This window comes from Psychrosphaera saromensis, assembly GCF_002954545.1.
Taxonomy (GTDB): domain Bacteria; phylum Pseudomonadota; class Gammaproteobacteria; order Enterobacterales; family Alteromonadaceae; genus Psychrosphaera; species Psychrosphaera saromensis.
The window spans coordinates 1,896,026-1,921,312 of record NZ_MSCH01000003.1 but is presented as its reverse complement, the minus strand read 5'-3'; the positions used below and the strand labels follow the sequence as shown (position 1 = coordinate 1,921,312).

Sequence of the window (25,287 nt, the reverse complement as noted above, 5' to 3'; positions counted from 1 at the left end):
TTAAAAACCTATTGTCGATATGTGAACTCGTTCATTTCGTTCTTTCACTTCTGACTCTATTTTACGTCTGAGCTTTTCAAGCTTAGCTTGCTCTTTTTCAGTTTCATACTCCTGTTTAGCAATATATAGAGGATCACTTTCGTCCAAGGATATATTGACAGTTTGAGTTTGCGTGGACAATTGGGGTGATAATTGATGTTGTGTATCTGTAGTAGCAGAGCACGCTGTCATACCTAGCATCATTAAAATAATTAAAATCAACTTTGACTTACTAAAGACCTTTCTTGGGTTAACTACGTTCACTCTTATTCTACGTAAAAATAATAAAGAAATAGCAGATACCAATGAAAATATACCTGTGCTACCAGCAACATTTTTTGTTGTAAGCTCAGGCTCAAGTTGCTCTGTTTGTGCTTGTGCAAGCTCGGCTAAAAATGAAGTCCTATTTAATTCTATACCATCTGTATAAGAAGATATAAATCCATCTTCAGAAGCTTCAACTTTTACTACAACATTCTCTTCTTTAAAGTGATGTTCTTTCAGTGTGAATATTTGGCTATTCTCTGATGTTAAAAGTACTCCATCGACATACCATTTGAAATCTAAATATGTAGAAGTATTCTTTGCAGCCACTTGTAGCCTAATACCATCATCTATCGCTTTAGCTTCTCTTATAAGCTCTATTTTCAAACTGTCAGTTGGATTATTAATTACATATACAGGAAACACATGTTTTACGACTTCCACACCATCAGATAAGGTGATATCTATATTAAGAGTTTGATTTGAACTAACGTAATCAGCATAAATATAAAGCACATTATCTCTGAATTTATAATTTAATCCTTGTACTTCGCCAACATCTATAGACACAAGGCCATTAATACTTGTTACATTTGATAAATCAACTGCGGCAAAACCGCCTTCATCGATTGTAAGGCCTAGTGGGAATTGATAATTAATATATAACGCACTACTTCTTTGTACAAAATCTGGCACGCCATTTCTATCTTCATCTAAAAATGAGTTTGCATCTAGCGGGTCAGTCCCTTCTTCAATTTCAACAACATCTGGTACTAAGTCATTGTCATCATCTATATCATAAGAGTCCAAGATACCGTCACCGTCTGTGTCGACCGACTCGATTAATGTTAGCGATAGATAAACAGTAGATTTGTTCGAACCATCACTGGCTATAATATAAAAATTAAATATATTATCACCATCAAAGTCAACGGGAGTACCAATAGATAATTGAGATGCAAAAGAAAGATTACCATCACTATCTACATTAAAATGGATAGCATCATCACCATCAAGAGAGTAGCTCAAGTTCTGTCCATCTATATCAAATGCAACAAACGGAATTTTTATTTCAGGACTTAAATCAGGCACGTCGAATCTATATCGTGTAGCTATATTTGAATTGACATTGATAGTTAACTCACTTGTACCGCTTCCAATAACATCGTTATTATTATCACCAGTTAAATCTGCAACTATAATTCTTTTCTTATTAGTGTTTTCATTAATAATGACTCTAGACCAATCATCCGCAGCATCAAACCAAACTAAAGATCCTGAACTTGAGCCTATAATATCGTATAGACCATCATTATTCATATCAGCAATTACAACATCTGTCGTACTATCTGATTCATATAAAGAATATAATGTTGTTTGCTGCCAGCCATTTATATTTTGAAGCAACGTAAATGAATTATCGTTAGATGTTACAACAATATCTAAAGAACCATCGTCATCAATATCTTTGACCGCTAATCCTTCTGCATTCTCGATTGAATCACTTATAAGGTTAGTTTGCCACGCTGTACTATTTTCAAACCAGACAATATTATTTTCTTCTTCAACCGTAGCAACAATATCTATGTCACCATCATAGTCGAAATCAACCACTTCAAATCGAGATACTTCAAAATCAATATCGATGATACTATGCTTCAACCAAGTATTTCCATTTTCGTACCAAACAATTTGAGTCTTGGTTAAAGCAATAATATCCAAGTCACCATCGCCATCCATATCTTGTAACTTAAGATCACCATAAACATCACCTGAAGTAGAAATCGGTCTCTTTATCCATGTTCCATGCTCATACCAATAAATATGATTGTAAGTAGAGCTATAAGAATAGCTATACTCTTCAGTTATAATGATGTCTGGATTATAAGTTCCATCATTAGTTAGATCGGCACTAGTAATGAAATTTACATCCTTCATATCAGCATCAACGACAGAAGTAGCGAAGTCATTGGCTCCATTGAGTATAGTTATCCGCTCATACGCATCAGATAAAACATCTTTAACACCATCACCTGTAACATCAGCAACGGCGATCGCATTATGATTTGATCTGGAATAAGTGTCATCTGGAGAGTCTATAGTCTTTTCTTCCCAATGATTACCATTGGCCGTTTTGACCAACCAAACTGGTGCATCATCCTCGCCATAAAAACGTTCTATATAATCAATGACTCCGTCATTATCACTATCAAGCGCATCCGGCGTATTAATATTGCCGCCATAATAAATCTCAAGTCGATCTGGAACCCCGTCACCATCAGTGTCAATTTTTGAGTCATAATCATAAAGGTCTGTACCATCAAGTAATTCTTGGGCATCTGTAATACCATCGATATCGCTGTCTTGCCCTAATTTAACTTCAAGTTTAATTTCTTTAGAGCTTGATGTTTTACCATCACTAACTACAAGTAATAACTCAAAAACATTATCTTTATTTGAGTCAGAAAAAGAATGATAATCAGGGGCAGAAATAAAACTTACAACTCCAGTTTGGTTCACTTTAAAAAATGCTGAATCATCACCGCTTACTGAATAAGTTAAAGCATCACCATCAGCATCATACCCAATTAAAGGTAAAGTTATATCAGTTGTCCCTTCTAAAACATCAACGTAAACAGGGATCGTACTGTCATAACCTGTAAATTTATATAACGTTAGATCAGAGTAATAATAAGTCTTATAGTTAACTGATAATAAATCAACATCGCCATCACTATCTACATCTGTAGCGATGACATCCTTGCCTCTTATTCCATTGCGATTTGCTACAACCGTTTCTGACCAATCTGAGCTTTCATATAAACTTATGGCCCCAGTATTACTTGAATTTCCATATAAATAATGAGCACCAAATACATCTGCTTTATTATCACCATTTATATCACCAACAGCCAAACTCGCTAAGCTATCTAGATCTATTGCAATTGGACTTTTAGCCCATGCATTGCCATTTTCGAACCAATATACTCCATCGACAAGGCCCAAAATCACATCTAAATCACCATCATTATCAATATCACCAGTATCTAGAGCTATTATTTGTTTGTCTTGAACAGAAGACGTAACGATATGCTTACTCCATGCGTTACCATTTTCATACCAATAAACACCATTAGAGAAATAATCAGTTGAATGAACTAGATCTAAATCACCATCATTATCCATATCAGCCAACAGTACATCTAAAGGTTCATACCCATCAGACTCAATAATATTCTCAGTCCATTGGTTACCATTTTCATACCAAATTATTACATTGTAATACTCATAAGTGTATGGGTCATCATCACTAACCTCTGCAGTTACAACTATATCTAAATCACCATCACCGTCCATATCCGCAAGATTGAGCGTTTTTAAATTATATATATCATCAATTATTAGTTCAGACTCCCAATCATAACCGTTTTTATACAGGTATACGGCCTTAAAATTAGAAGCCGTTGTTATTATATCAACGTCGCCATCACCATCCAGATCACCAACCGCAAGATTTTCAACAACACGTCCCTCATCACTTATAATAACCGTTTTTTCCCAGTCACTTCCGTTTTCGTACCAACTTACGATGTCATCAGAAAGAGTTAATATATCTAAATTACCATCGCCATTAACATCAGCTGTAACAAAAGCATCAAAATAACTAATAGAGGAATCTATTATTACCTGCTCTATTACCTTTTCTCCGGTATAATTCAAAGCGGGAGTTGTGTTCGCTAAAGCGCTCACTGAGGTGAATAACAAAGCCATCGGTAACATAACTGGTAAAACTAGCTTTAGAGAAATTTTATTTATCATTTTATTTACTACTTAAATGGCTAAATGAATATCGATTGAAATTTTCTGTTTTATATATTGTTTATAAAACAGAAAGAACTTTGTCATCACGACCGATTACTTGTGGTGTTTGTTTTCTGCCGTCGTATTCTCTACGAGCTTCTTTAGATACAGAAAAACTAAGATGTTTTTTCAGCTCGGCTAACGTGACTTTTTTATCACCATTTTTATCCGCCCCGCCCGTTACACCTTCAACAAAATGTTTAGTGAAAATACCTAACTTATTTGTGACGTCCCAAGATGCTATTTGTTGTGATGAAGTCGCACTTAAAATATTAAAGTTATACTTACCTTCCACTTTATCTTTAGGTTTTCCAAATACCGCTGAAGCATTTTTTATTAAAGAGGTATTATTTGATTGCCCTGAGAAACAAGCGTCTATAACAACGGTAATATCATCGGTTGGTAACTTACTTAAGTTGGCGTACATAGTTTCTAATTTGTAACCAGATAATTCGATATTATTAGGGTTTGCTCCAACTGGGACTAAATAAGAATATTTATCATGCAACCCTAAAGTGCCGTGGCCTGAATAAAATACAAATACCTTAGTATTTTTATCATTGACGTAATTAGCTAACTTGCCTTCAGCAAATTCTTTTGAGCCAAAAATTGAGTTTAGATCAGACTGTGTTGTATTTTCTTGATAGATAATATCTTTTTCAGCTATGCCCAATCTAGATTTTACAAAAGCTTTAATTAATGTCGCGTCGTTTATAGCAAACTCAACATTTTCAATATCTCGACTAGACGCTTTGTAATCTCTATTACCAATAATCACAGCTACAGCATTAGGTGTATTCAGTACCTTTTTTGTTGAAATCTTTGAAATTAAGTTAATCGCATATTGGGATAAATTTGCAGCTTGGTTATTAAAGGCAATTTGTGCATTACGTGATGATCTAAGTAAGGCTTCTAATTCAGACTCGCTTGCACTGGTTAATTCATTTATATCTAATTCTTGTAATTGAGACATGGAAAGCAAAGCATCACCATCATCAATTATGATAGCTTTGGTGTCAGCGACATAAAATTGATCTGTATAATTAAAGTTAAAATCTTGATTACCCGTTAGCGTTTCGATTCCAACTTTAACGTTAGCTATGGTTAAGTAACCCAACTCTTCTTTTATATCTACATCAACTGACTTGTTATTGGAAAAATTCGACTTAAATGCCTGTGCTTGTTTTGGAGGGATATTATGTAAAGCAATACGCTGATGATCATCTCGGTTAGAAAACGTTAGGTTAGCATAATAAATTTCATCATCTGGGTTATACGATTGCAGCTCAACATCAGGTTTTCCCATCACAAGGGAAAATGCATTCATTAGTATATTATCGCTGTGTTTTCTAACCTCAGCTTTATGCTGTTCAATTATTCTATCTGCTTTTTGTTTATATTGGTTTAACTCGGTATTGTATTTAGCGACTTGTTTTTCATATTCGTTATTTATCTGAGCTATTTCATTACGTCTTTCTAACTCAGCTTCTTTTTTTCTATTTTCAAAAGTAACTGTTTTTTCAAATTCGCCACGTTGTAGTTCACGCTTTTCAAGTGTTTTTTTCTGTGGAAGTATGTAATTGAAAGGTTCTAATTTAACGCTTTGAAACAATGATTGCATTTTCACTTTAGCTAAAACGGATACCAACTCCATCGTATTGTCTTTATTTTTCACAATACTGTTTACCGCGCTTAGTAATTCGACAACTTCTTTATACGAAGGATGTTCTTTACGTAATTTAGTAAGGAAAACTTTTGCTTTTCCATAATCCCCTTCAGCGATCAATTCAACAACACCATTAAGTGCCGCTGTTTTACTTAAAGGGCAAGCTTCATATTGCTCAACAGCTGATGCATTTTCTAGATATACACATTCATTAGCTAAGACGTTAGAGCTCAACAATAGCCCTGTAAAAATAGTAATTAATTTATTCATATGTTTCTCTAATTATTGTAAGGGGTTACAAATACAAAAGCCGAAGTAATATTTACATTTTCCACTTCACTTAAGGACGCTATCAACTCAGGAAGTTGATAGCGATTAACGGCTTGATTTTGATTGTACGAATGTTGCATTTGTTCTATTTGCAACGTATCAATACGTGAATTCGATGTAATGGCGATTAGTTTATCTTTGGAGATGCCAGACAGCGATTGGCAACCACCGTCATCGTCATAACTCATGCATGCTTGGATTTCAGGAAGTTCAATCGCACCATTATGAAATTTAAGGTTTTCATATAATAATGAAACTGAACCATCTTCGGCCTGGATAAACATTGAAAAATATGAGTTATCACTTAATGATTCAATATATTTAATCTTAAATACATCACCATTTTTTAATCGATTATCTTTATAAATCTGTCCACTTCTAGCTATTAATGATATTTCACCAACGTTTTCAAATGACGTTAGTTTGATCAATTCTTCTGGCGTTAATGCAATTACGTCATTTCCAATATTAAAATACCAAATATCATTTTTTCGACTAAGAGAAACTATTAATTGACGATTGTCATTTTTATTATTTTTTGAGCTATCAAGATGTTTAAATACATTTGAATGAATTAATAATCTTGATCCTCTCAACTGAGAGAGAAATTCAACTTTCCGCTTTGTCAAAACTGACTGTAGCTTCATGTCTAAATTTCGATTGTCGTAACCAACAAAAACTCTTACTTGATTAGAATTAAATTCTTTACATAAGACGATTGAATTTGTAAGCAGGATGGCAGATTGAGTACTGGCATTTAATTGATAATTAGTTGTAAGGGTATCTGACTTACTTAACTGCAAATTGTCATCTACCTTCACATCAACTTTTATTTGCTGGACTAAACTAGCTCTAGCGGATGTTGCAGCGGCTTGTTCTGTTAGACCAATACCTTCAGACGTTAATAAATAGCTAGGAGTATTAGCAATACAACTTCTATATTGCGGACTTAACATCATACTAATTGGCGGATTAAGAGCGACAGATGAGTTTGTTGTGGTACTGGCACAGCCAGATAAAAACAATACAGATAAAATACATGCAAAAAACAATACAGCTGCATACTTCCTTGTCAACACATCTAACTCCTTAATTTAAAGCCTAAAATCACATTATAAAGCTCAGATTGGTCGGTATGGAGAGATTCGAACTCTCGACCCCTGCCCCCCCATGACAGTGCGCTACCAAGCTGCGCTACATACCGACAGGGTGATAAAAATACCATTTGGCTTTATAAAAAGCCAGTAGAATAGTGCAATCACTACTAGCTCAAACGTAATAAGTATCAATAGTTTAGGTTTTATATATTGATGAATACCATCTACATTTCGCCCTAGGTCCCTTAGAAATAGGATACTAAGGTTTTTTTTGTAACCATCTCATATAATCAATAAACGCCATAGGTTTGGCGTACAAATAGCCTTGTACTAAAGAACATGAAAGCGTTTTTAATATATCAGCAGCGTCTTGAGTTTCAACGCCTTCAGCAACAACCGAAACACCTAAACGACGCCCTAACATAATCGCCATCTCAGTAATGGTTCTATTGCTAGGCGATTTATCTAAATTCATAAAACGTCTATCTATTTTCAATGCGTAAAAAGGTAATTGACTTAAATAGTCCAAACTTGAATATCCAGTTCCAAAATCATCAATAACAATTTTAAATCCTTGCTGATGTAACTCAGTGATCAATGCCTTAGCTGCATCAGGTTCATCAAGTGTCGCCGACTCCGTTAATTCAAAAACGACAGACTCAGGAGGTATCAAATTCTCAGCGACCGTGGTTAAGACATGAGCCACAAGGCCATTATCGGTTAAATCTTTACTGGAAATATTAATGGATATTGTATGTTCAAAACCTAACTTATAGAGTTTTGCGTGCTGACTTAACCCTTGAGTGATCACCCATTCGGTTAAGTGATTAATAGTACCCGTTTCTTCGGCGATACTAACAATTCGTTCAGGCGAAACATAACCTAATTCATTATGGTTCCACCTGAGTAATAACTCAGAGCCGAACACTGCACCGGTCTCAATATTTATTTGTGGTTGATGAAACAACTCAAGATCATCTGAATCTATCGCGGTTTGCAGTTCAGCAGCCAGTTCAAAACGTTTTTTGATATTCTCCGTCTTCTGCTGCTCATACCTTGCCCAACCATGTTGATTTTTCTTCGAGCCTAATAAAGCTTGGAATGCCAAAGTGAGCAAGTTTTCTTTATCTAAAGTGTCATGTGGGTAACTGACAACGCCTGCATGGCAAGATACTGAAATAGCAGCACGGTTGACTGAAATAAAGGTGGAAACCGCTTCTTGAATGGCTAAAAAGTTATACGATAAAGCGTCATCCGATAAGTCACCGACAAACACTAATGTAAAACAAGCATCTCCCACACGTGCTAAATGAAACGTTTCATTTTCAAGATTATTCTCAAACTCATAAACAGACGTCAGGCCATCGGCATAATCTTCCACGTTATTAAATAGCTGAATGAAAAATTCATCCGAAATTTCCTTACCTAAACTTGGAATTAGATTATTCGCTTCTGGAATTTCAAATAAAACTAAGGTAAATGATTTTTTACCATTAATTAATTTTTGCAACGCTGACTCTAACGCGGTTTTATTTGGTAACCCGGTTACTGAGTCATGATTTATCCGGTACTCTTTATCGACCTCATTGGCTCTAAATCTATCCATTAAAGCAATTGCCATAATAGAAATCTCTGCCAGCACGCCTAATAAAGCGGCGTTTCTAGTTAAAAAGCTATAACTAACACCACCATTAAAAGCAGCTATCCCGATACCAACACCTAAAAACAATGGTAACCAAGACAATAAGTAATAACGTACCCACATTAAACGAGCGTTAAGAACCATCGCCATTAAACTAAGTACGTAAATATAAACAAATAGCACAGCTGCAAAATAGAAAGGCGTTAACGTTGCCTCCGTAAAATACAAACCGCTGAGAGCAAACACTAAGATGACTTTTGACGCGACCATACCTAAGTTAACAAACCAAGGTTTTATTTTATCAAAACGTAAAAATGAAATAGCAAATGTTAAGGCAAATGTTAGGCCGGTAAAGTGGGTGAGCATTAAGTGTTTGTTCATCCACTTGGCGGCTTCAAATGGGAAAACATAAAACGCAAAGCCATTAATTAAACCAATTGCTAACCCTGCAAAAGCAATATAGCCAATATAATTAAAATATGATGGGTCGCCTATACCTCTGAACATAACAAAGTTATAGATGATCATGATCAGCACAACACCAATAAAACATCCAAGTAACATCAATTGAGCACTGCTTCTCAACTGAGATTTATCTATTGGTTCAATAATAATGGGAGTACCACTAGCACCGTTGGTTTCTATGTGGATGTATAACACTTGGTTATGCTGCATACCGTGATGTATGTTTGTTTGTGGGATAACATGAAGAAAGTTATTTTTTAAGTAAACTGTGTCTCCGATCTTCTTAGTTTGCAGCATTCTATCACCATCCATTAGGTAAAATGTGATGGTATCGAGTGTGGGGTTATCCACCGTTACGTTAAAAGGTTCGGATAAAACATCGCTGTCGTGCTTTAACGTAATTTTATACCAAACACTAAAGATGAGTGACTCAGGAGAATGTAACGTCTGATTTGAGTCGGCATACATGCCAGAGGGGAGTTTTACAATTTGAGATAATGACAACTGATTTTCGCTATCATCTATATAGTTTATTCTAAACCTATCTTTAAGTGGTTGGCTTGAATTAGCAAAGCCATCTACATCGTCAACTTTTTCACTGTGTATTTCAATCGCAAACATTGCAATTATTATCGCAACGAGCACCACTAAAGTTTGAATTACTTTATTTCCGCTTAAAGACATTTTGATAGCCAACTCCGTTTGGTTCAGTAAAAAAACGAGTGCAATTATTTAGTGTAAGTAAAAACAAATACATTACAATAAGTATTTGTATTCCAATCAATTCTTTATGTTAAAAGTGACTAATAAAAAAGGCCTAATGATTATCTCACTAAGCCTCTTATCTACTACCAATTCGTAGCATAAGTATTAATAAAATCGGTATTAACCGTCTTGATTAATGCGGCTTCCATCGGCACCAGCCTGGTTTTTATATTTAGCATCAACTCTTGAAGTATAAGGTTTAGCTGCAGGAGCGGACATAGTTTCAAAACTAAGCGCGCCTATTTTCATCTGCGGTTTTAATGCTAAAGGTAATTTTCCACTGTTATAGAACTCTAATACAATGTTGCCTGACCAACCAGGATCAATTCTATGTGCAGTAACATGAACCATCAAACCTAAACGTGCTAAAGATGAACGTCCATCTAGCCAACCAACCAAATCACTCGGTAAAGTTATTGACTCATGAGTCATCGCCAGAGCCAGTTCACCAGGATGTAAAAAGAAAGCTTTGTCGGCATCGATTATAATTTCATCACTCATAATCGACTCTAACGCGATTTCAGTTTCGTGTTTTGGCCCGCTTAAATCAATATATGGCGCAGAATGTTCTTGAAACACTCTAAATTTATTACCTAAGGTTAAGTCAACCGTGACGCCAGAAATAGCATCATCAGATGGGCGAGGTGATATGGCAATTTTATTATCATTAAGGCATTTAATAATATCGGTGTCGCAAAGACGCATTGTCTATCCTAATTTAGGTTAAGTATTGTATTCATTGAAAGCTATCACCGACAACTCCCTATTCTAACTAACAGAAGTGCTAACTAACCGAGGGTAATTACCGACTCAGTTTGTTTTGATATTTGCATCATAAGTGAAAATGCTAATTGGTGATACTCCAACGCCGCATTTTCGCTGGCTAGATTTTTATTCAGTACATACGGCGTACCTTTATCTGCCCCTTCCCTTACCGCTGGTAATAAAGGTAATTGAGCCAATAACGAAACTTTATGTTTGTCAGCGCAACTACGGCCACCATCTTGTCCAAATAGGTAATGTGTTTTACCACATCCATCACAGACAAATTGACTCATATTTTCAACTAAGCCTAATATTGGAGTATTAACTTTATTGAACATGTTTATGCCTTTTTCAGCATCCGCTAACGCGACATTTTGTGGTGTTGTTACAATTAACGCACCGTCACATTTAATATTTTCTGACATAGTTAATTGTATATCGCCAGTACCCGGCGGCATATCCACTAACAATATATCGAGCTTTGGCCAGTTCGTTTCATTAATAACCTGCATTAACGCTTTAGAAGCCATTGGTCCACGCCAAACTGTGGCTTTATCTTCTGGTACCACAAAGCCAATGGAGTTTAACGAAACCCCAAAACGCTCAAACGGTTCCATCGTTTTACCGTCTTTAGAGGTAATAGACTGGCCCGCTAAACCAAACATAATTGGCACTGAAGGCCCATAAATATCGGCATCTAACACACCAACCTTTATACCTTGTAGTGCTAAACAAGCCGCTAAATTTGCCGTAACCGTTGACTTACCAACCCCACCTTTACCTGATGCAACCGCAACAACTAACTTAATATTTTTAATTTTGTCTTTGCTTGTCACTGTTGGTTTGTAAGTGAACTTGATAGGTGTTGCCAGTTCAGTCTGTTGTTGCAACAAATTGATTATTTCAGGCGCAAACTTACCCAATACAATAGGTAATTCCACTTCAAAACCATCCCCTTGCAAGTCGATGGCTATTTGCCCGTAAATTCCATTTGGGAAAACCGGATGGGATAAATCATTTAACGCTTTTCGTAATTGTTGTTTTTGACTGTTTTGGTCTTGGCCTTTATTTTTAATGCTGCTGTTCAATTCGTTTTTATCCGTGTTTGACCCTAACTTAGCCTTTGCCTTGCTTTTTGACTTGGAAAATATATTGGTAAATTTCATGATTGGCTTAATCTTTATATCTTGATGGGTGCAAATATGCGGTAAATTATGTAACATCACTCGCCTAAACTCTAGCGTTTTGATGAATTGTTCACTAAGTAACACACCAACTCGTTATGTAAATACCAATTGTATTAATGAATTAGTCATTCATTAATACAATCGGTACATCTAACAACTTGTTTATAAAGGTTTTTTCATAGTTATGCCAACAAACCAAGCAAATCGCAGAATTTTAATTACCAGCGCCCTTCCATATGCCAATGGTCCGATACATTTAGGTCACTTACTTGAATATATTCAAACCGATATTTGGTCGCGTTTTCAAAAGTCTCAAGGTCACGAATGTTATTACGTTTGTGCTGATGACGCACATGGCACACCCATTATGCTTAAAGCTCAAGAGCAAGGCATAACTCCAGAAGAAATGGTTGCTAAGACTGGCATTGAACACAAACAAGATTTTGATGATTTTTTAATTGAGTTTGATAACTATCACAGTACACATTGTGATGAAAACAAAGAATTATCAGCGTTGATTTATAACAAACTCAATGACGCTGGCTTTATTGCTAAACGCTCAATCAGTCAGTTATTTGACCCTGAAAAACAAATGTTTTTACCGGATCGTTTCGTCAAAGGTACTTGCCCTAAATGCGGTACCGCCGACCAAAATGGCGATAACTGTGATAAATGTGGCGCAACCTATACACCAACTGATCTCGTTAACCCTAAATCAGTAATCTCGGGCGCAACTCCGGTAATGAAAGACTCAGAGCATTACTTCTTTGACCTGCCTAAGTTTGAACCTATGTTAAAACAATGGTTACGCAGTGGCAGCATTCAAACAGAAATGGCCAACAAGCTAGAAGAATGGTTTGAGCAAGGTTTACAACAATGGGACATCAGTCGTGATGCACCATACTTTGGTTTTGAAATACCAAATGCGCCAGGTAAGTATTTTTATGTTTGGTTAGACGCACCTATTGGCTACATGGCAAGTTTCAAAAACTTATGTAGTAAAAACGGCGTTAACTTTGACGAATTTTGGCAAGAAGGTTCAGATACTGAGCTTTATCACTTTATTGGTAAAGACATTATCTACTTCCACAGCCTATTTTGGCCTGCAATGTTAGAAGGTGCTAATTTCAGAAAGCCGACTAATGTTTTTGCTCATGGTTTTGTAACGGTTAACGGCGAAAAAATGTCGAAATCTCGTGGCACATTTATCAAAGCGAGAACCTTCTTAGATCATTTAAACCCTGAGTATTTACGTTATTACTTTGCGTCTAAGTTAAACAGCGGCATTACCGACCTAGACTTAAACCTTGATGATTTTGGTCAAAAAGTAAATTCAGACCTAATTGGTAAAGTGGTTAACATTGCCAGTCGTTGTGCCGGTTTTGTTAAAAAACGTTACGACAGCAAATTGTCTGACAATGTAGATAACCCAGAGTTACTCGCTGAATTCCAACAAGCCAAAGAAAGTATTACAACATGTTATGAAAACCGTGAATTTGCCAAAGCAATTCGTGAGATCATGGCGCTTGCTGATAAAGCCAATAAATATATTGATGACAAAGCCCCTTGGGTAACGGTTAAAGATGATGCACTACAGCAACAAACACATGATGTTTGTTCTATGGGTATTAACTTATTCCGTATATTAATGGTTTATTTAAAACCAGTATTACCAAACATGGCTGCAGAAGTAGAAAGCTTCTTAAATTCTGAGTTAACTTGGGATTCGGTTGATAACAACTTAACCGGTCATGAAATCAATAAATTTAAAGCGTTAATGCAACGTGTAGACATGGACAAAGTAGCTAAAATGGTTGATGACTCTAAAGACAATTTGGTTGCAACAAAACCAGTTGTAACAGGCCCATTAGCAGATGATCCAATTGCAGCAGAAATTGAATTTGATGATTTTGCTAAAATTGATTTGCGTATTGCTAAAATCATAAAAGCAGAACACGTTGAAGGTGCTGAAAAGCTGCTTAAATTCCAACTGGATATTGGCGGTGAAACTCGTCAAATATTGTCAGGTATAAAAGCGGCTTACACGCCAGAAGAGTTAGAAGGTAAATTAACCGTTGTGGTTGCTAACCTAAAACCAAGAAAAATGCGCTTTGGTATGTCTGAAGGCATGATCTTAGCCGCTGGTCCTGGTGGAAAAGAACTTTGGATTTTAGAACCACACGACGGCGCTCAGCCGGGCATGCGAGTCATGTAATCCTTATTACTCATAAGTTAAATAACAAAAAGCAGAGATGACATCTCTGCTTTTTTGTAGCTAAAAGTAAATAAATAAGCTTAAATGAAGGGTTGGGGCTATTTGTCACCCCAACTTCGTTCTTGTTAATTTTAGCCAGACACTTAAATAGAACCACTATTCTCGAGTCTTCTGCCTCGCTGGATGCAACAAATAGTCGCCAGCGTTGCAGAAAATGAAAGGTCAATAGCCCCTAGCCTAAATGATTTTTTTTATTCATAATGCGTTAGGCTAAAAAATAAAAGTATCAATTAACAAGCTAATTGATACTAAATACAAAATCTCAATCAACAGACTAATTAATAATAAATATAAAAGGCGGAATCAATGGATAAAAGCCAGTTCACTCCATTACAGTGGTTAGATCATTGGGCTGAAACAACGCCAAATAAAGTATTTTTACATCAACCAGTTAATCGAGTTGTGCAAACACATACTTGGTCTGAAGTTAAAAATAAAGTAGAAAGCATAGCAGCTTCATTACATCACCTTGGTTTTACCAAGGGCGATAAAATAGCCATTCTTTCAAAAAATTGTGCCGAATGGTTAATTGCTGACTTAGCGATTATGCGCGCAGGTATGATAAGTGTACCTATTTACCCTTCTGCTAATCCTGACACAATTCAATATGTGTTAGAACATTCAGAAGCGAAAGCGGCATTTATTGGTAAGTTAGATAAATGGCAAGATGCAGACGTAGGCGTTAAAGGCGACGTTGTTCGTTTATCTATGGGTTACGAAACCATGCCTTGTCAGTACGACTGGCGTAAGCTGCAAACTTTAGTTGCTGACGATCAAGCGTTACCAATACACGCGCCTGACTTAGATGAAACAATTTCTATTATTTACACCTCAGGTAGCACAGGTAACCCTAAAGGCGCGGTTATTAGCTATCGTGCATTTAACTGGGCAAACTCTGAAATTGTTAGCTTGTTAGAAATGACTGATAAAGACAGAATGTTGTCTTATTTACCGCTTGCACATATTACCGAACGCTGTTTTGTTGAAGGTGTGGCTTATCACGCTAATACAACATTATACTTCACTGAGTCACTTGAGTTTTTTGTCGAAGATTTAAAATATGCAAATCCTACAGCCTTCTTCTCAGTTCCGCGTTTGTGGAGTTTATTCCAGAAAAACATTATTGATAAAATTGGTAACAGCAAACTTAACTTTTTGTTATCAGTTCCTTTAGTATCTAGTCTTATTAAACGTAAGATCCAAAAAGGTTTAGGCTTACAAGATGCAAGATTACTTGCCTGTGGCTCTGCACCTATCTCACCTTCAATCCTGCATTGGTATCACAAAATAGGTTTGAATGTCTGTGAAGCATGGGGCATGACAGAAAACTGTATTTACGCAGTTGGTTGTTTTCCGTTTGAAGAAAAACTTATTGGAACGATTGGTCGTGCATTACCAGGTTGTGAAATAAAAACCACAGACGAAGGCGAAATGCTATTTAAAAGTGGTGGCTTGTTTGATGGCTATTATAAAAATGAAGAAGCGACTAAAGAATCGTTTACCGAAGATGGATTTTTCAAAACCGGCGATTTAGCCCAAATAGACCCTGAAACCGGTGCCATTACTATAATAGGTCGAGTAAAAGACAACTTTAAAACTGCAAAAGGAAAGTTTGTCTCTCCTGTGCCTATTGAGAAGATGTTAGCTCAAGACCCTCACATTGAGATGTTATGTGTATTAGGTTCTGGTATGGCCGCGCCTGTTGCCTTAGTTCAGCTTTCTGAAGGTGCATCATCACTACCTAGAGAACAAGTGGCTGCGTCTTTAAAAGAAAACCTACTATCAGTGAATAACCATTTAGAGTCCCATGAAAGAGTTGGTGCTGTAGTGGTCGTGTCTGAACCTTGGACACCTGAAAACGATGTATTAACACCGACGTTAAAAATCAAACGTCATGTGTTGCATAAACAGTTTGCAGAACGCATTGAAGAATTAAAAGGACACGTTATTCTTTGGGAATCTGATCTCTGATCAAGATTGAATAATAGTACTTAAATAAAAAAGAGGCTTTCGCCTCTTTTTTTGTTTTTATTATTATTTGGGATTAATAATCTTTAACTTCAAACTGGTCATCTGAAGGGTCTGCAGTGTAGCGCCCTTCAACCTGGTCCCATTGTTCGTCATCATTCATCATTGTTCTTATATGATTGTCAGAAGAGGTCGCACTCGCAGCATCATAACCGGTTTCTGAACGTTTGCCCCACCAATTAATAGTTACCTCTTCTGGTGCGTCATACGCCATAGACATGAAATACCATTTACGAGCATGAACATGCTTATCAGCAATAGCAACTGAACTTAAATACCAAAAACGATTATTAATTAAAGCAACATGCTTTTCTAAATCTGTGTTTTGGTCGCCAATCCATAAATCAAAAATGGCAGATGTTTTATACCAAGTAACAGCTGTATTTTGCTTAGAGATCATATCTTCAATGTAAGTACGAACTCGCTTTCCAGTCCAATCACCACTTAAATAACTTTTATCACCTTGCGACCAGAATGGGTCAAGTAAATCAACTCGACCAGGCATCAAAGAAGCTGATACAGACCCATCATTTACACTATCATTGATTTTTTTTGCAACAACGACGGCAAGCTGATTACCTAAAGAGTGTCCTACAAGACGGATATTACCAGACGTATTATCATCCAACACAGTTGTAATATGTTCAAACGCAAGTTGTCCTATTGATTGATCAGGTGCTTGTTCAGTACTATAACTTCCGTCGTCTAAACGATAACGCATTCCTTTATCACCTTGAACGCTCCAAATTTTAGCTTCAGCGTCTTTTAATTCGCTCTCATCTGCAAATTGGCCCCAGTGATAAATACCTACATTCCAGCCTTGGTCTTTCCAAGCTTGTGCGGTATTAGCATCAACATCATCAAAGTAAAAATCTTCTACGCGATAGCCATCTTCAGCCATGCCGCTTTTCCAACCATGAAAATAAATTACAGTCGGTTTTGATGAGTCATAGTAATCCGCATCATCAAGAATAATATTGCCATTGTGATCGACACCTTTCTCTTGAGTTTCATTGCCATTATTATCGACGTTAACCCAATGTAAACCGAAATTTAAATATTCCTCACCGGCTGCTTGTGCAAAGCTAGACAGTGTTATTACCAACCCCAGCATTACTGATTTAATTATATTGTGTGAATTTTTATTTTTTTGCATACATAGTCTCATTTTATACTTATGAATATTCATCCATAAAACCCTGTTGTGATGCTCTTTCTTTGAAGAAGTCATCTCATAATCACGTAAAATATTTCCTCTTAAAACGTGATCTCGGCACAATGTATAATGTTAATATGTATTTGTCTCAATAAACAAACTGATCGGATTAGCCACCAGTCCTTTAATTATAAGGGGTTAAGAAGACGTTGTTTTGAAAAAACGGTTAAATAACTATCAGGGAATTTTATTTATACTGTGCTTTTAATGTAATGAAAGCATTATTTTAAACTTACATTGAAAGGATAACGACAAGGTGGGTTTAATAGCGGCTTACATACCCTGTCAATTAAAAATCGAAACAGGGTATATATGAACTCAGTTGTTATATTCTGTAATTATAAACTCCCGTAATGAAAAGTATTAAGAGTTCTTAATGATTTGCTGTTGCAGTTGCATCACCTTATCTCTTAACTCACCGGCTTTTTCAAACTCTAAGTTTTTAGCATGTTCCATCATCTGCCCTTCTATCACTTTTATTTCTTTAGCAATTTCAGCTGGCGATTTAGCACGGTACTCTGCTAATCCTTCTTTAATTAAGATTTTTTGTGCGGCATTAAGTGCTTTATTCTCACCGCCAACATCCATAATATCGGTAATACTTTTTACTACTCCACGTGGCGTAATGCCATGTTTCACATTATAAGCATGCTGTATTTCACGGCGTTCATTAGTTACATCAATGGCTTTTTTCATCGACTTAGTTATGCGGTTGCCATATAAAATCGCTCGACCGTTAATATTACGGGCCGCACGACCTATGGTTTGAATTAACGCACGTTCTGAGCGTAAAAAGCCTTCTTTGTCAGCATCTAGAATCGCGACCAAAGAAACTTCCGGCATATCTAAACCTTCACGGAGTAAGTTAATACCAACCAACACATCAAACTTGCCTGCTCGTAAGTCACGAATGATCTCAATCCGTTCAACCGTGTCGATGTCGGAATGCAGGTATCTTACTTTAATGCCGTGATCAGCCAGATAATCAGCTAAGTCTTCAGCCATACGTTTGGTTAATGTAGTGGCTAATACCCGTTCGTTTTTCTCAACCCGTAAATGAATTTCTGACATCAAGTCATCAACTTGAGTTTCAATCGGACGAACTTCAATAATTGGGTCTAATAACCCGGTTGGACGAATAACTTGATGGGCAATGTCGTCTCCACATTTTTCTATTTCATAATTACCAGGTGTAGCAGAAACGTAAATAGTTTGTGGCGCAAGTTGTTCAAACTCAGGGAAACGTAACGGTCTGTTATCCAGTGCTGACGGTAGCCTAAAACCATATTCAACTAAGTTTTCTTTACGCGAACGGTCGCCCTTATACATGGCACCAATTTGTGAAACCGTAACGTGTGATTCATCAATGATCAATAACCCATCCGATGGGAAATAGTCGATTAAGGTTGGCGGTGGCGCGCCAGGGTCACGGTCTGATAGATAACGAGAGTAGTTTTCGATACCCGAGCAATAGCCAAGTTCACGCATCATCTCCATATCAAATAGAGTACGTTGGCTTAAACGCTGTTCCTCTACCAGTTTATTTAAATCTTTTAATTGTGCTCTACGCTCTTTTAATTCCACTTTAATGTGGTCAATTGCCGCCATTATTTTTTCGCGCGGAGTTACATAGTGTGTTTTTGGAAAGACAGTGGCACGAGTAATTTTACGCTCAAGTGCTCCCGTTAATGGATCAAAACTGGTTAATTGCTCAATTTCTTCATCAAACAATTCAACTCGAATCGCATATTTGTCTGAGTCAGCTGGAAATATATCAATAACATCGCCACGCACTCGATAACAGCCACGCTGAAATTCAATATCGTTACGAGTGTATTGTAATTCAGCTAAGCGTAATAAAATTTGTTTATGATCGACAATATCGCCAACTCGTAGATGCAATAACATCTTCATATATGACTCAGGATCACCCAAACCATAAATAGCAGATACAGACGCAATAATAATAACGTCACGTCGTTCCATTAAGGATTTTGTGGCAGAAAGACGCATTTGTTCGATATGTTCATTAATAGATGCATCTTTTTCTATGAAAGTATCCGTAGAGGCTACATAGGCTTCTGGCTGATAATAATCATAATAAGAAACAAAGTATTCAACCGCATTGTTTGGGAAAAACTCTTTCATTTCACCATAAAGCTGAGCGGCTAACGTCTTGTTGTGAGCCATGATCAAGGTTGGTCGGTCTACTTGGCTTATTATATTCGCCATGGTAAAGGTTTTACCTGTACCTGTAGCACCTAATAATGTTTGGTAGGCTAAACCACTGTCTAGTCCTTCTACTAACTGCTTTATTGCTGTGGGCTGATCGCCACTTGGCTCAAATTTACTATGTAAATCAAACGGTTTATTTATTTTTTCCATGAATTACACTTTTGCCTCTACAACTACCGATTGTGGTAATGCTTTTAAAAACCACCTATAAGCGATTAATGCAGTAAAAACATTACCAATTAATGCGCCAATAAATAAACCAATTAATCCAAAATAAACCGAACCTAAATAAGCAAACGGCACATAAAATACAAACAAACGAATAACGGACAATAATAATGCTTTCATAGGCTTATGCAGTGCATTTAGCGATGAATTAGACAATATAATAATGCCCTGAAAACCGTAACTTAACGGTAAGGTCCAAATGAATAATTTAATAACATTCATTACTTCTGGATCATTCTTACCAAACGCCATTGCAATATAACCTGCCACAGCAGCTAATAATAAGTACACCGCTAACTGCCACAATAGAACAAACTTAATCACAGACTTATAGGCTTGTTCTACTCTATCCCACTGACCGGCCCCAAAGTTTTGACTTATAAAAGGAGGTAAGGTCATAGATAACGCTAATACCACCATACTGGCAATAGACTCTAATCGAGTCCCCACACCAAAACCAGCAACAGCGGCATTACCATGAACCGCTATCATAGCCGTTAATACTGCCATTGCTATTGGCGTTAGCATATTTGCTCCGGCTGCTGGCAAACCAATTTTTAATATACGACGACTTACCGCAACAAACTGAGTGAATGGTATCCAGCGGATCCATATCAATTTACGTTTTACCGCCAGTACATATATAACGACAAAAAATCCAACCCCCCAAGCAATCACACTGGATATTGCAGCACCTTGCATCCCCAGTTCAGGAAATGGCCCGAGACCAAATATTAGTAAAGGATCTAAAATAGCATTAATTAAGCCACTAACCGCCATAATAATACTTGGAGTCTTAGCATCTCCCGACGCTCTTAATATAGAATTCCCCACCATAGGCGACATTAAAAATACGGCACCTATATACCAAATATCCATATACTCATGAATTAACGGTAATAAATCAGCCTTAGCACCTAACAAGGTAAAAATTTCATCGGTGAATGAGTACATACAAAAGGCTAAGGCCGCGACTAAGACAAACGACAGTATTAATGCCCCTAATCCATCATCTTTGGCCTGCTCTAATAAATTAGCACCTCTGGCTTTAGCTATAACCGCTGAGGTACCAATACCTAAACCTATGGATAAACTAATAATGGTAAAGGTAACAGGAAAGGTAAAACTAATGGCGGCTAATGAGTCCGTACCTAATAATCCGATAAAATAGGTATCAACAAGATTAAATGACATTAACATCATCATGCCGAACAAGACCTGTTTGGTCATTTTTTTAAGGACTGGACCTATAGGTGCTGTTAACAAATTTTCAGAAGAGGACATAGATATAAAAATAAACTCAAAAAATAAAAGTCTATTCTAATGAAACTCACACTTTTGTTCACCTTAAGTTTCTATTTAATTTACCTTTTATTACAAACTTGTCATAAATTCACTATTAATCAATAATTAAGCGGTTTTAAAACGAAAAACAACCAATTAGCACTGTCGTTGTACACAGCTAATTTTTTTTAACCTATGCTTATGATTATTTTTCGTACCAAAGTGCATTAACACGCCACTTAAACAGTGCAAGTTATTGATATAAAAGGAATTATAAAATAATTGAAGAATTTAACATTTACCGTATTGACACGCGATTCTAGTGGCCTGTAGCAATATATAACAAAGTCACACACAGACTTATCCACAGATTCGGTGGATAAAATGCCACAGACCATTGTCCTAGCGAATTGTAAAATTTCGCCCCAAAATGGACATGAATTTTGAACCAAACTTCTCACAAAACAGCAATATATATTTGTTCTTTATTGAATATTGATTAGGAACTAGCCAAATAGACCTAAATGTACAATATAAGGCATAAAATAGGTTGACAGTTACCGACTCGATAATTAAGATTGCGCCCCGTTGTCAGACGACGATATGTTCCCCCTTAGCTCAGCTGGTTAGAGCGACGGACTGTTAATCCGCAGGTCCCCCGTTCGAGTCGGGGAGGGGGAGCCAATTTAACGTTTGATAACAAAGTGCAAGAATATAGTTCCCCCTTAGCTCAGCTGGTTAGAGCGACGGACTGTTAATCCGCAGGTCCCCCGTTCGAGTCGGGGAGGGGGAGCCAATTTTCTACAGTACATTTTTGATATAATTCCCCCTTAGCTCAGCTGGTTAGAGCGACGGACTGTTAATCCGCAGGTCCCCCGTTCGAGTCGGGGAGGGGGAGCCATCAAAAATCCAAACTTCTAGCTCTAAACTCCAAAAGTAAATATCTGTGTCACCTACCCTATTTTATATTATTGCTATTCGCTAGAGCCTAGAGCCTAGAGCGCCGAACTGTACTTTTTAACTTGCACAGGTCCACTTTTGAGTTGGGGAGGGGGAGCCATCAAAAATCCAAGTTCTAAAATTCTAGCTCTAAACTCCAAAAGTAAATATCTGTGTCACCTACCCTAATTTACATTATTTCTATTAGCTAGAGCGCCGAACTGTACTTTTTAACTTGCACAGGTCCACTTTTGTGTCGGGGAGGGGGAGCCATCAAAAATCCAAGTTCTAAACTCCAAGCTCTAAAATTCTAGCTCTAAACTCCAAAAGTAAATATCTGTGTCACCTACCCTATTTTATATTATTTCTATTCGCTAGAGCCTAGAGCGCCGAACCGTACTTTTTAACTTGCACAGGTCCACTTTTGAGTTGAGGAGGGGGAGCCATCAAAGCTCATAAAATTCATTTTCGGTCTATTCTTACAAAGAACGCTTTCAATCCAGATATAAATCTGCTTTTATAGTCACTCGAATGTCCCCTTCTATATTTGATTAACTTAGTTTAAGTTTTATCAACAACTATAAATGGTGTTTGTTATTTAGTATGAAATCAAAACGCTTACGTATATTTACATTTTTATCATTAAGTATCTTTTTAGGTATTCTATTATCTGGTGTTGTTTTAATAACAGCGTCTAACTTGATACATAACAAACAACACAATCAAATCCAATTAGTTGAACAGTTTACCTATAGCAACTTAGGTGATAATGCTAAATTATTATCCAAGCAACTAAGGGGCGCAGTTGAATTAGAGTTTTTAACTATCACTGACGATAGCGGCAATGTACTTTATCGCTATATTGAACCAGAATATAATGCACCTTTGATCACGCCTATATTAAAAAGCTTATCTATCTATACAGAGCCGGCTTCACTTATTACGTCAAACGAAGAGCTGCATATTGAATTTCATTCATCTTATGATCAATTCCTCCGCCCTTTTACTCATTTACTGTATTTTATGTTTTTTGCTCCAGGTCTAATTCTTGGCATTAATATGTTAATTAAAGTAAATAACTCTACCAAAACATTACCAATACAAGCCGAGCAAGCCAATGCAGCTAACGGTAATAAGCTTGATAAATTAACAGGCTTACCTGGCGGACCTGAGTTCATTGAACACTTTGAAAGTCTGATAAAAGAGAAACAAGGTTTACACACAGGGCATTTTTTATTAATTCGTGCCACACAATTACAACACTTAAACTTTAATTTGGGTTACCCAGCGGGTGACCGATACATACAATTGATTGGTTTTGCCATCTCAGAGCAATTAACTAAAGATACTAATCTGCAAGCGTTTAAATTAAATGGCTTTGATTTTGGTTTAATTTTACCTAATTATTCAGCTGAGCAGTCTGAACAATTAATATTACAAATTACAGAGCAATTTAAAGAGTCCTTTTTAGAAGAAAATGTATCGTCAGAACTAAGTATTGCTACTTTATTTTATGATGAAACTACCGATGCAACTACGTTAGTGGCCCAGGCTAATGCACAGGTAGAAGCTGAAGCAGAAGACACTAAGGCTGTATAAAGCAGCCTAGTTATAAATAAGCTAATTGGTCGCTAGAATATAGTGGCCGTATTCACCCTCTCGCTTTTTACACAATTTTCAAACTATTTTCTCGTACTTATAATATCCCCTACTCTTCTATAGCCCTATCTATTAGGAGCTGTTGTAACAAGTACCTCTTTGTAAATTATGAAATTTTGTCCATAACTAGAATAACCATATAAATCATGTGTTGTTAATCTCGTTGGAAAACTGGATAATACAAAAAAATAAATTTTAATTGCATTTAATGACTGAATATTTTCTTTTATTAGTAAGTACGGTACTGGTTAATAACTTTGTACTCGTAAAATTTTTAGGTTTATGTCCATTTATGGGGGTATCGAGTAAGATCGAGACCGCTATTGGCATGTCTATGGCTACAACGTTTGTATTAACGTTGGCCTCCATGTCTAGCTATTTATTAAACACCTATATCCTTCAGCCCCTAGGTATCGAATTCTTACGTACTATTGCCTTTATTTTAGTGATTGCCGTTGTTGTGCAATTTACTGAAATGGTAGTACAAAAAACCAGTCCAAAACTATACCGTTTATTAGGCATATTTCTGCCATTAATCACCACAAACTGTGCAGTTTTAGGTGTGGCTTTACTAAACGTAAATGCCGAACATAACTTTTTAGAGTCTATTGTTTATGGTTTTGGTGCTGCCGTTGGTTTCTCCTTAGTTTTAATCTTATTTGCCTCGATGCGAGAACGTCTAGCGGTTGCTGATGTACCTCGTCCGTTTAAAGGCTCAGCGATTGCTATGATCACAGCAGGATTAATGTCGTTAGCCTTTATGGGATTTGCAGGTTTGGTGAACGTTTAAATGTACATATTATTGTTCGCGCTTGGCGCACTGATCGCTTTAACTGTTGTATTTGGTGCTATTTTAGGTTTTGCATCCGTTAAATTTAAAGTAAAAGCAGATCCGCTTGTAGAGCAAATTGATAGCATATTACCGCAAACTCAATGTGGTCAATGTGGATACCCAGGTTGTAAACCATACGCTCAAGCAATTGCTAATGGTGATGACATTAATAAATGTCCACCAGGTGGTGAGTCAACCATCAAGCAACTTGCCGATCTAATGGGTGTAGATGCGAAACCGTTAGACTCAGCTCATGGCGAAGAAGATGTAAAAAAAGTCGCATTTATTAGAGAAGATGAATGTATTGGTTGTACCAAATGTATTCAAGCCTGCCCTGTTGATGCAATCATGGGAGCATCTAAAGTGATGCACACCGTGATCATTGATGAATGTACGGGCTGTGACTTGTGTGTTGAACCTTGCCCAGTTGATTGTATAGATATGGTTCCGCTAACCGACACAAATTGGAAGTGGGATACATTGGCTATCTCAGTTAAAAACATTAATTAA

General features: G+C 36.7%; 14 protein-coding genes and 4 tRNA genes. 8 read left to right on the top strand and 10 right to left on the bottom strand.

The features are described from left to right. The 7 genes from BTO11_RS08695 to BTO11_RS08665 form a co-directional block, all read right to left on the bottom strand. Positions 1–4,122: an FG-GAP repeat domain-containing protein gene (locus tag BTO11_RS08695; RefSeq protein WP_105052237.1), complete on the bottom strand. Its 4,122-nt coding sequence runs from the start codon at positions 4,120–4,122 to the stop codon at positions 1–3. 61 nt (positions 4,123–4,183) lie between these two features. Continuing rightward, positions 4,184–6,100, bottom strand: coding sequence for a caspase family protein (locus BTO11_RS08690; protein WP_105052236.1), 1,917 nt, complete (start codon positions 6,098–6,100; stop codon positions 4,184–4,186). An 8-nt stretch (positions 6,101–6,108) separates the two neighbouring features. After that, on the bottom strand, positions 6,109–7,239 hold the full coding sequence (locus BTO11_RS08685) for a hypothetical protein (protein WP_105052235.1): 1,131 nt from the start codon (positions 7,237–7,239) through the stop codon (positions 6,109–6,111). A 48-nt stretch (positions 7,240–7,287) separates the two neighbouring features. After that, a tRNA-Pro gene (locus BTO11_RS08680) sits at positions 7,288–7,364 on the bottom strand. A gap of 152 nt (positions 7,365–7,516) precedes the next feature. Beyond that, the gene (locus tag BTO11_RS08675) at positions 7,517–10,048 is read right to left on the bottom strand and encodes an EAL domain-containing protein (protein WP_105052234.1); all 2,532 of its coding nucleotides are present in this window, start codon (positions 10,046–10,048) and stop codon (positions 7,517–7,519) included. A gap of 201 nt (positions 10,049–10,249) precedes the next feature. Then, positions 10,250–10,834, bottom strand: coding sequence for a dCTP deaminase (gene dcd / locus BTO11_RS08670; protein ID WP_105052233.1), 585 nt, complete (start codon positions 10,832–10,834; stop codon positions 10,250–10,252). An 83-nt stretch (positions 10,835–10,917) separates the two neighbouring features. Further along, entirely contained in the window at positions 10,918–12,165 is a 1,248-nt protein-coding gene (locus BTO11_RS08665) for a P-loop NTPase (RefSeq protein ID WP_181135875.1), read from the bottom strand. Between the two features lie 100 nt (positions 12,166–12,265). Here BTO11_RS08665 and metG point away from each other — a divergent pair, with 100 nt between their 5' ends. Then, positions 12,266–14,296 carry a methionine--tRNA ligase gene (metG, locus tag BTO11_RS08660; RefSeq protein ID WP_105052231.1) on the top strand — a complete coding sequence of 677 codons (2,031 nt, stop codon included), beginning with the start codon at positions 12,266–12,268 and terminating at the stop codon, positions 14,294–14,296. A gap of 366 nt (positions 14,297–14,662) precedes the next feature. Continuing rightward, complete coding sequence (locus BTO11_RS08655) at positions 14,663–16,327, top strand: AMP-binding protein (RefSeq protein WP_105052230.1); 1,665 nt, start codon at positions 14,663–14,665, stop codon at positions 16,325–16,327. Between the two features lie 73 nt (positions 16,328–16,400). Here BTO11_RS08655 and BTO11_RS08650 read toward each other — a convergent pair whose 3' ends face one another. The 3 genes from BTO11_RS08650 to BTO11_RS08640 form a co-directional block, all read right to left on the bottom strand. After that, positions 16,401–17,540 carry a hypothetical protein gene (locus BTO11_RS08650; RefSeq protein ID WP_219846463.1) on the bottom strand — a complete coding sequence of 380 codons (1,140 nt, stop codon included), beginning with the start codon at positions 17,538–17,540 and terminating at the stop codon, positions 16,401–16,403. Positions 17,541–17,963: 423 nt separating this feature from the next. Then, a complete protein-coding gene (gene uvrB, locus BTO11_RS08645) occupies positions 17,964–19,976 on the bottom strand; it encodes an excinuclease ABC subunit UvrB (RefSeq protein WP_105053711.1) in 2,013 nt (670 codons plus the stop codon). A 12-nt stretch (positions 19,977–19,988) separates the two neighbouring features. Further along, the gene (locus tag BTO11_RS08640) at positions 19,989–21,293 is read right to left on the bottom strand and encodes an MATE family efflux transporter (protein ID WP_425319639.1); all 1,305 of its coding nucleotides are present in this window, start codon (positions 21,291–21,293) and stop codon (positions 19,989–19,991) included. A gap of 661 nt (positions 21,294–21,954) precedes the next feature. On the opposite strand from BTO11_RS08640, the gene BTO11_RS08635 reads away from it, so the two are divergent. The 6 genes from BTO11_RS08635 to rsxB all read left to right on the top strand — a co-directional run bounded on the left by BTO11_RS08635 (position 21,955) and on the right by rsxB (position 25,287). Then, positions 21,955–22,031: transfer RNA gene (locus BTO11_RS08635), tRNA-Asn, on the top strand. Positions 22,032–22,066: 35 nt separating this feature from the next. Beyond that, positions 22,067–22,143 (top strand) — tRNA-Asn (locus BTO11_RS08630). A gap of 28 nt (positions 22,144–22,171) precedes the next feature. After that, positions 22,172–22,248, top strand: a tRNA-Asn gene (locus tag BTO11_RS08625). 641 nt (positions 22,249–22,889) lie between these two features. Continuing rightward, a complete protein-coding gene (locus BTO11_RS08620; protein WP_105052228.1) occupies positions 22,890–23,885 on the top strand; it encodes a diguanylate cyclase domain-containing protein in 996 nt (331 codons plus the stop codon). Positions 23,886–24,153: 268 nt separating this feature from the next. Continuing rightward, a complete protein-coding gene (gene rsxA / locus BTO11_RS08615; protein ID WP_105052227.1) occupies positions 24,154–24,735 on the top strand; it encodes an electron transport complex subunit RsxA in 582 nt (193 codons plus the stop codon). Beyond that, complete coding sequence (gene rsxB, locus BTO11_RS08610) at positions 24,736–25,287, top strand: electron transport complex subunit RsxB (RefSeq protein ID WP_105052226.1); 552 nt, start codon at positions 24,736–24,738, stop codon at positions 25,285–25,287. It begins immediately after the preceding gene.

Bases quoted from the DNA above. Each gene is read 5' to 3' on its own strand.
- BTO11_RS08690 (WP_105052236.1), bottom strand. From the start codon at position 6,100: ATGAATAAATTAATTACTATTTTTACAGGGCTATTGTTGAGCTCTAAC.
- BTO11_RS08695 (WP_105052237.1), bottom strand. From the start codon at position 4,122: ATGATAAATAAAATTTCTCTAAAGCTAGTTTTACCAGTTATGTTACCG.
- BTO11_RS08640 (WP_425319639.1), bottom strand. From the start codon at position 21,293: ATGACCAAACAGGTCTTGTTCGGCATGATGATGTTAATGTCATTTAAT.
- rsxA (WP_105052227.1), top strand. From the start codon at position 24,154: ATGACTGAATATTTTCTTTTATTAGTAAGTACGGTACTGGTTAATAAC.
- BTO11_RS08620 (WP_105052228.1), top strand. From the start codon at position 22,890: ATGAAATCAAAACGCTTACGTATATTTACATTTTTATCATTAAGTATC.
- BTO11_RS08650 (WP_219846463.1), bottom strand. From the start codon at position 17,540: ATGCAAAAAAATAAAAATTCACACAATATAATTAAATCAGTAATGCTG.
- BTO11_RS08675 (WP_105052234.1), bottom strand. From the start codon at position 10,048: ATGTCTTTAAGCGGAAATAAAGTAATTCAAACTTTAGTGGTGCTCGTT.
- BTO11_RS08655 (WP_105052230.1), top strand. From the start codon at position 14,663: ATGGATAAAAGCCAGTTCACTCCATTACAGTGGTTAGATCATTGGGCT.
- dcd (WP_105052233.1), bottom strand. From the start codon at position 10,834: ATGCGTCTTTGCGACACCGATATTATTAAATGCCTTAATGATAATAAA.
- rsxB (WP_105052226.1), top strand. From the start codon at position 24,736: ATGTACATATTATTGTTCGCGCTTGGCGCACTGATCGCTTTAACTGTT.
- metG (WP_105052231.1), top strand. From the start codon at position 12,266: ATGCCAACAAACCAAGCAAATCGCAGAATTTTAATTACCAGCGCCCTT.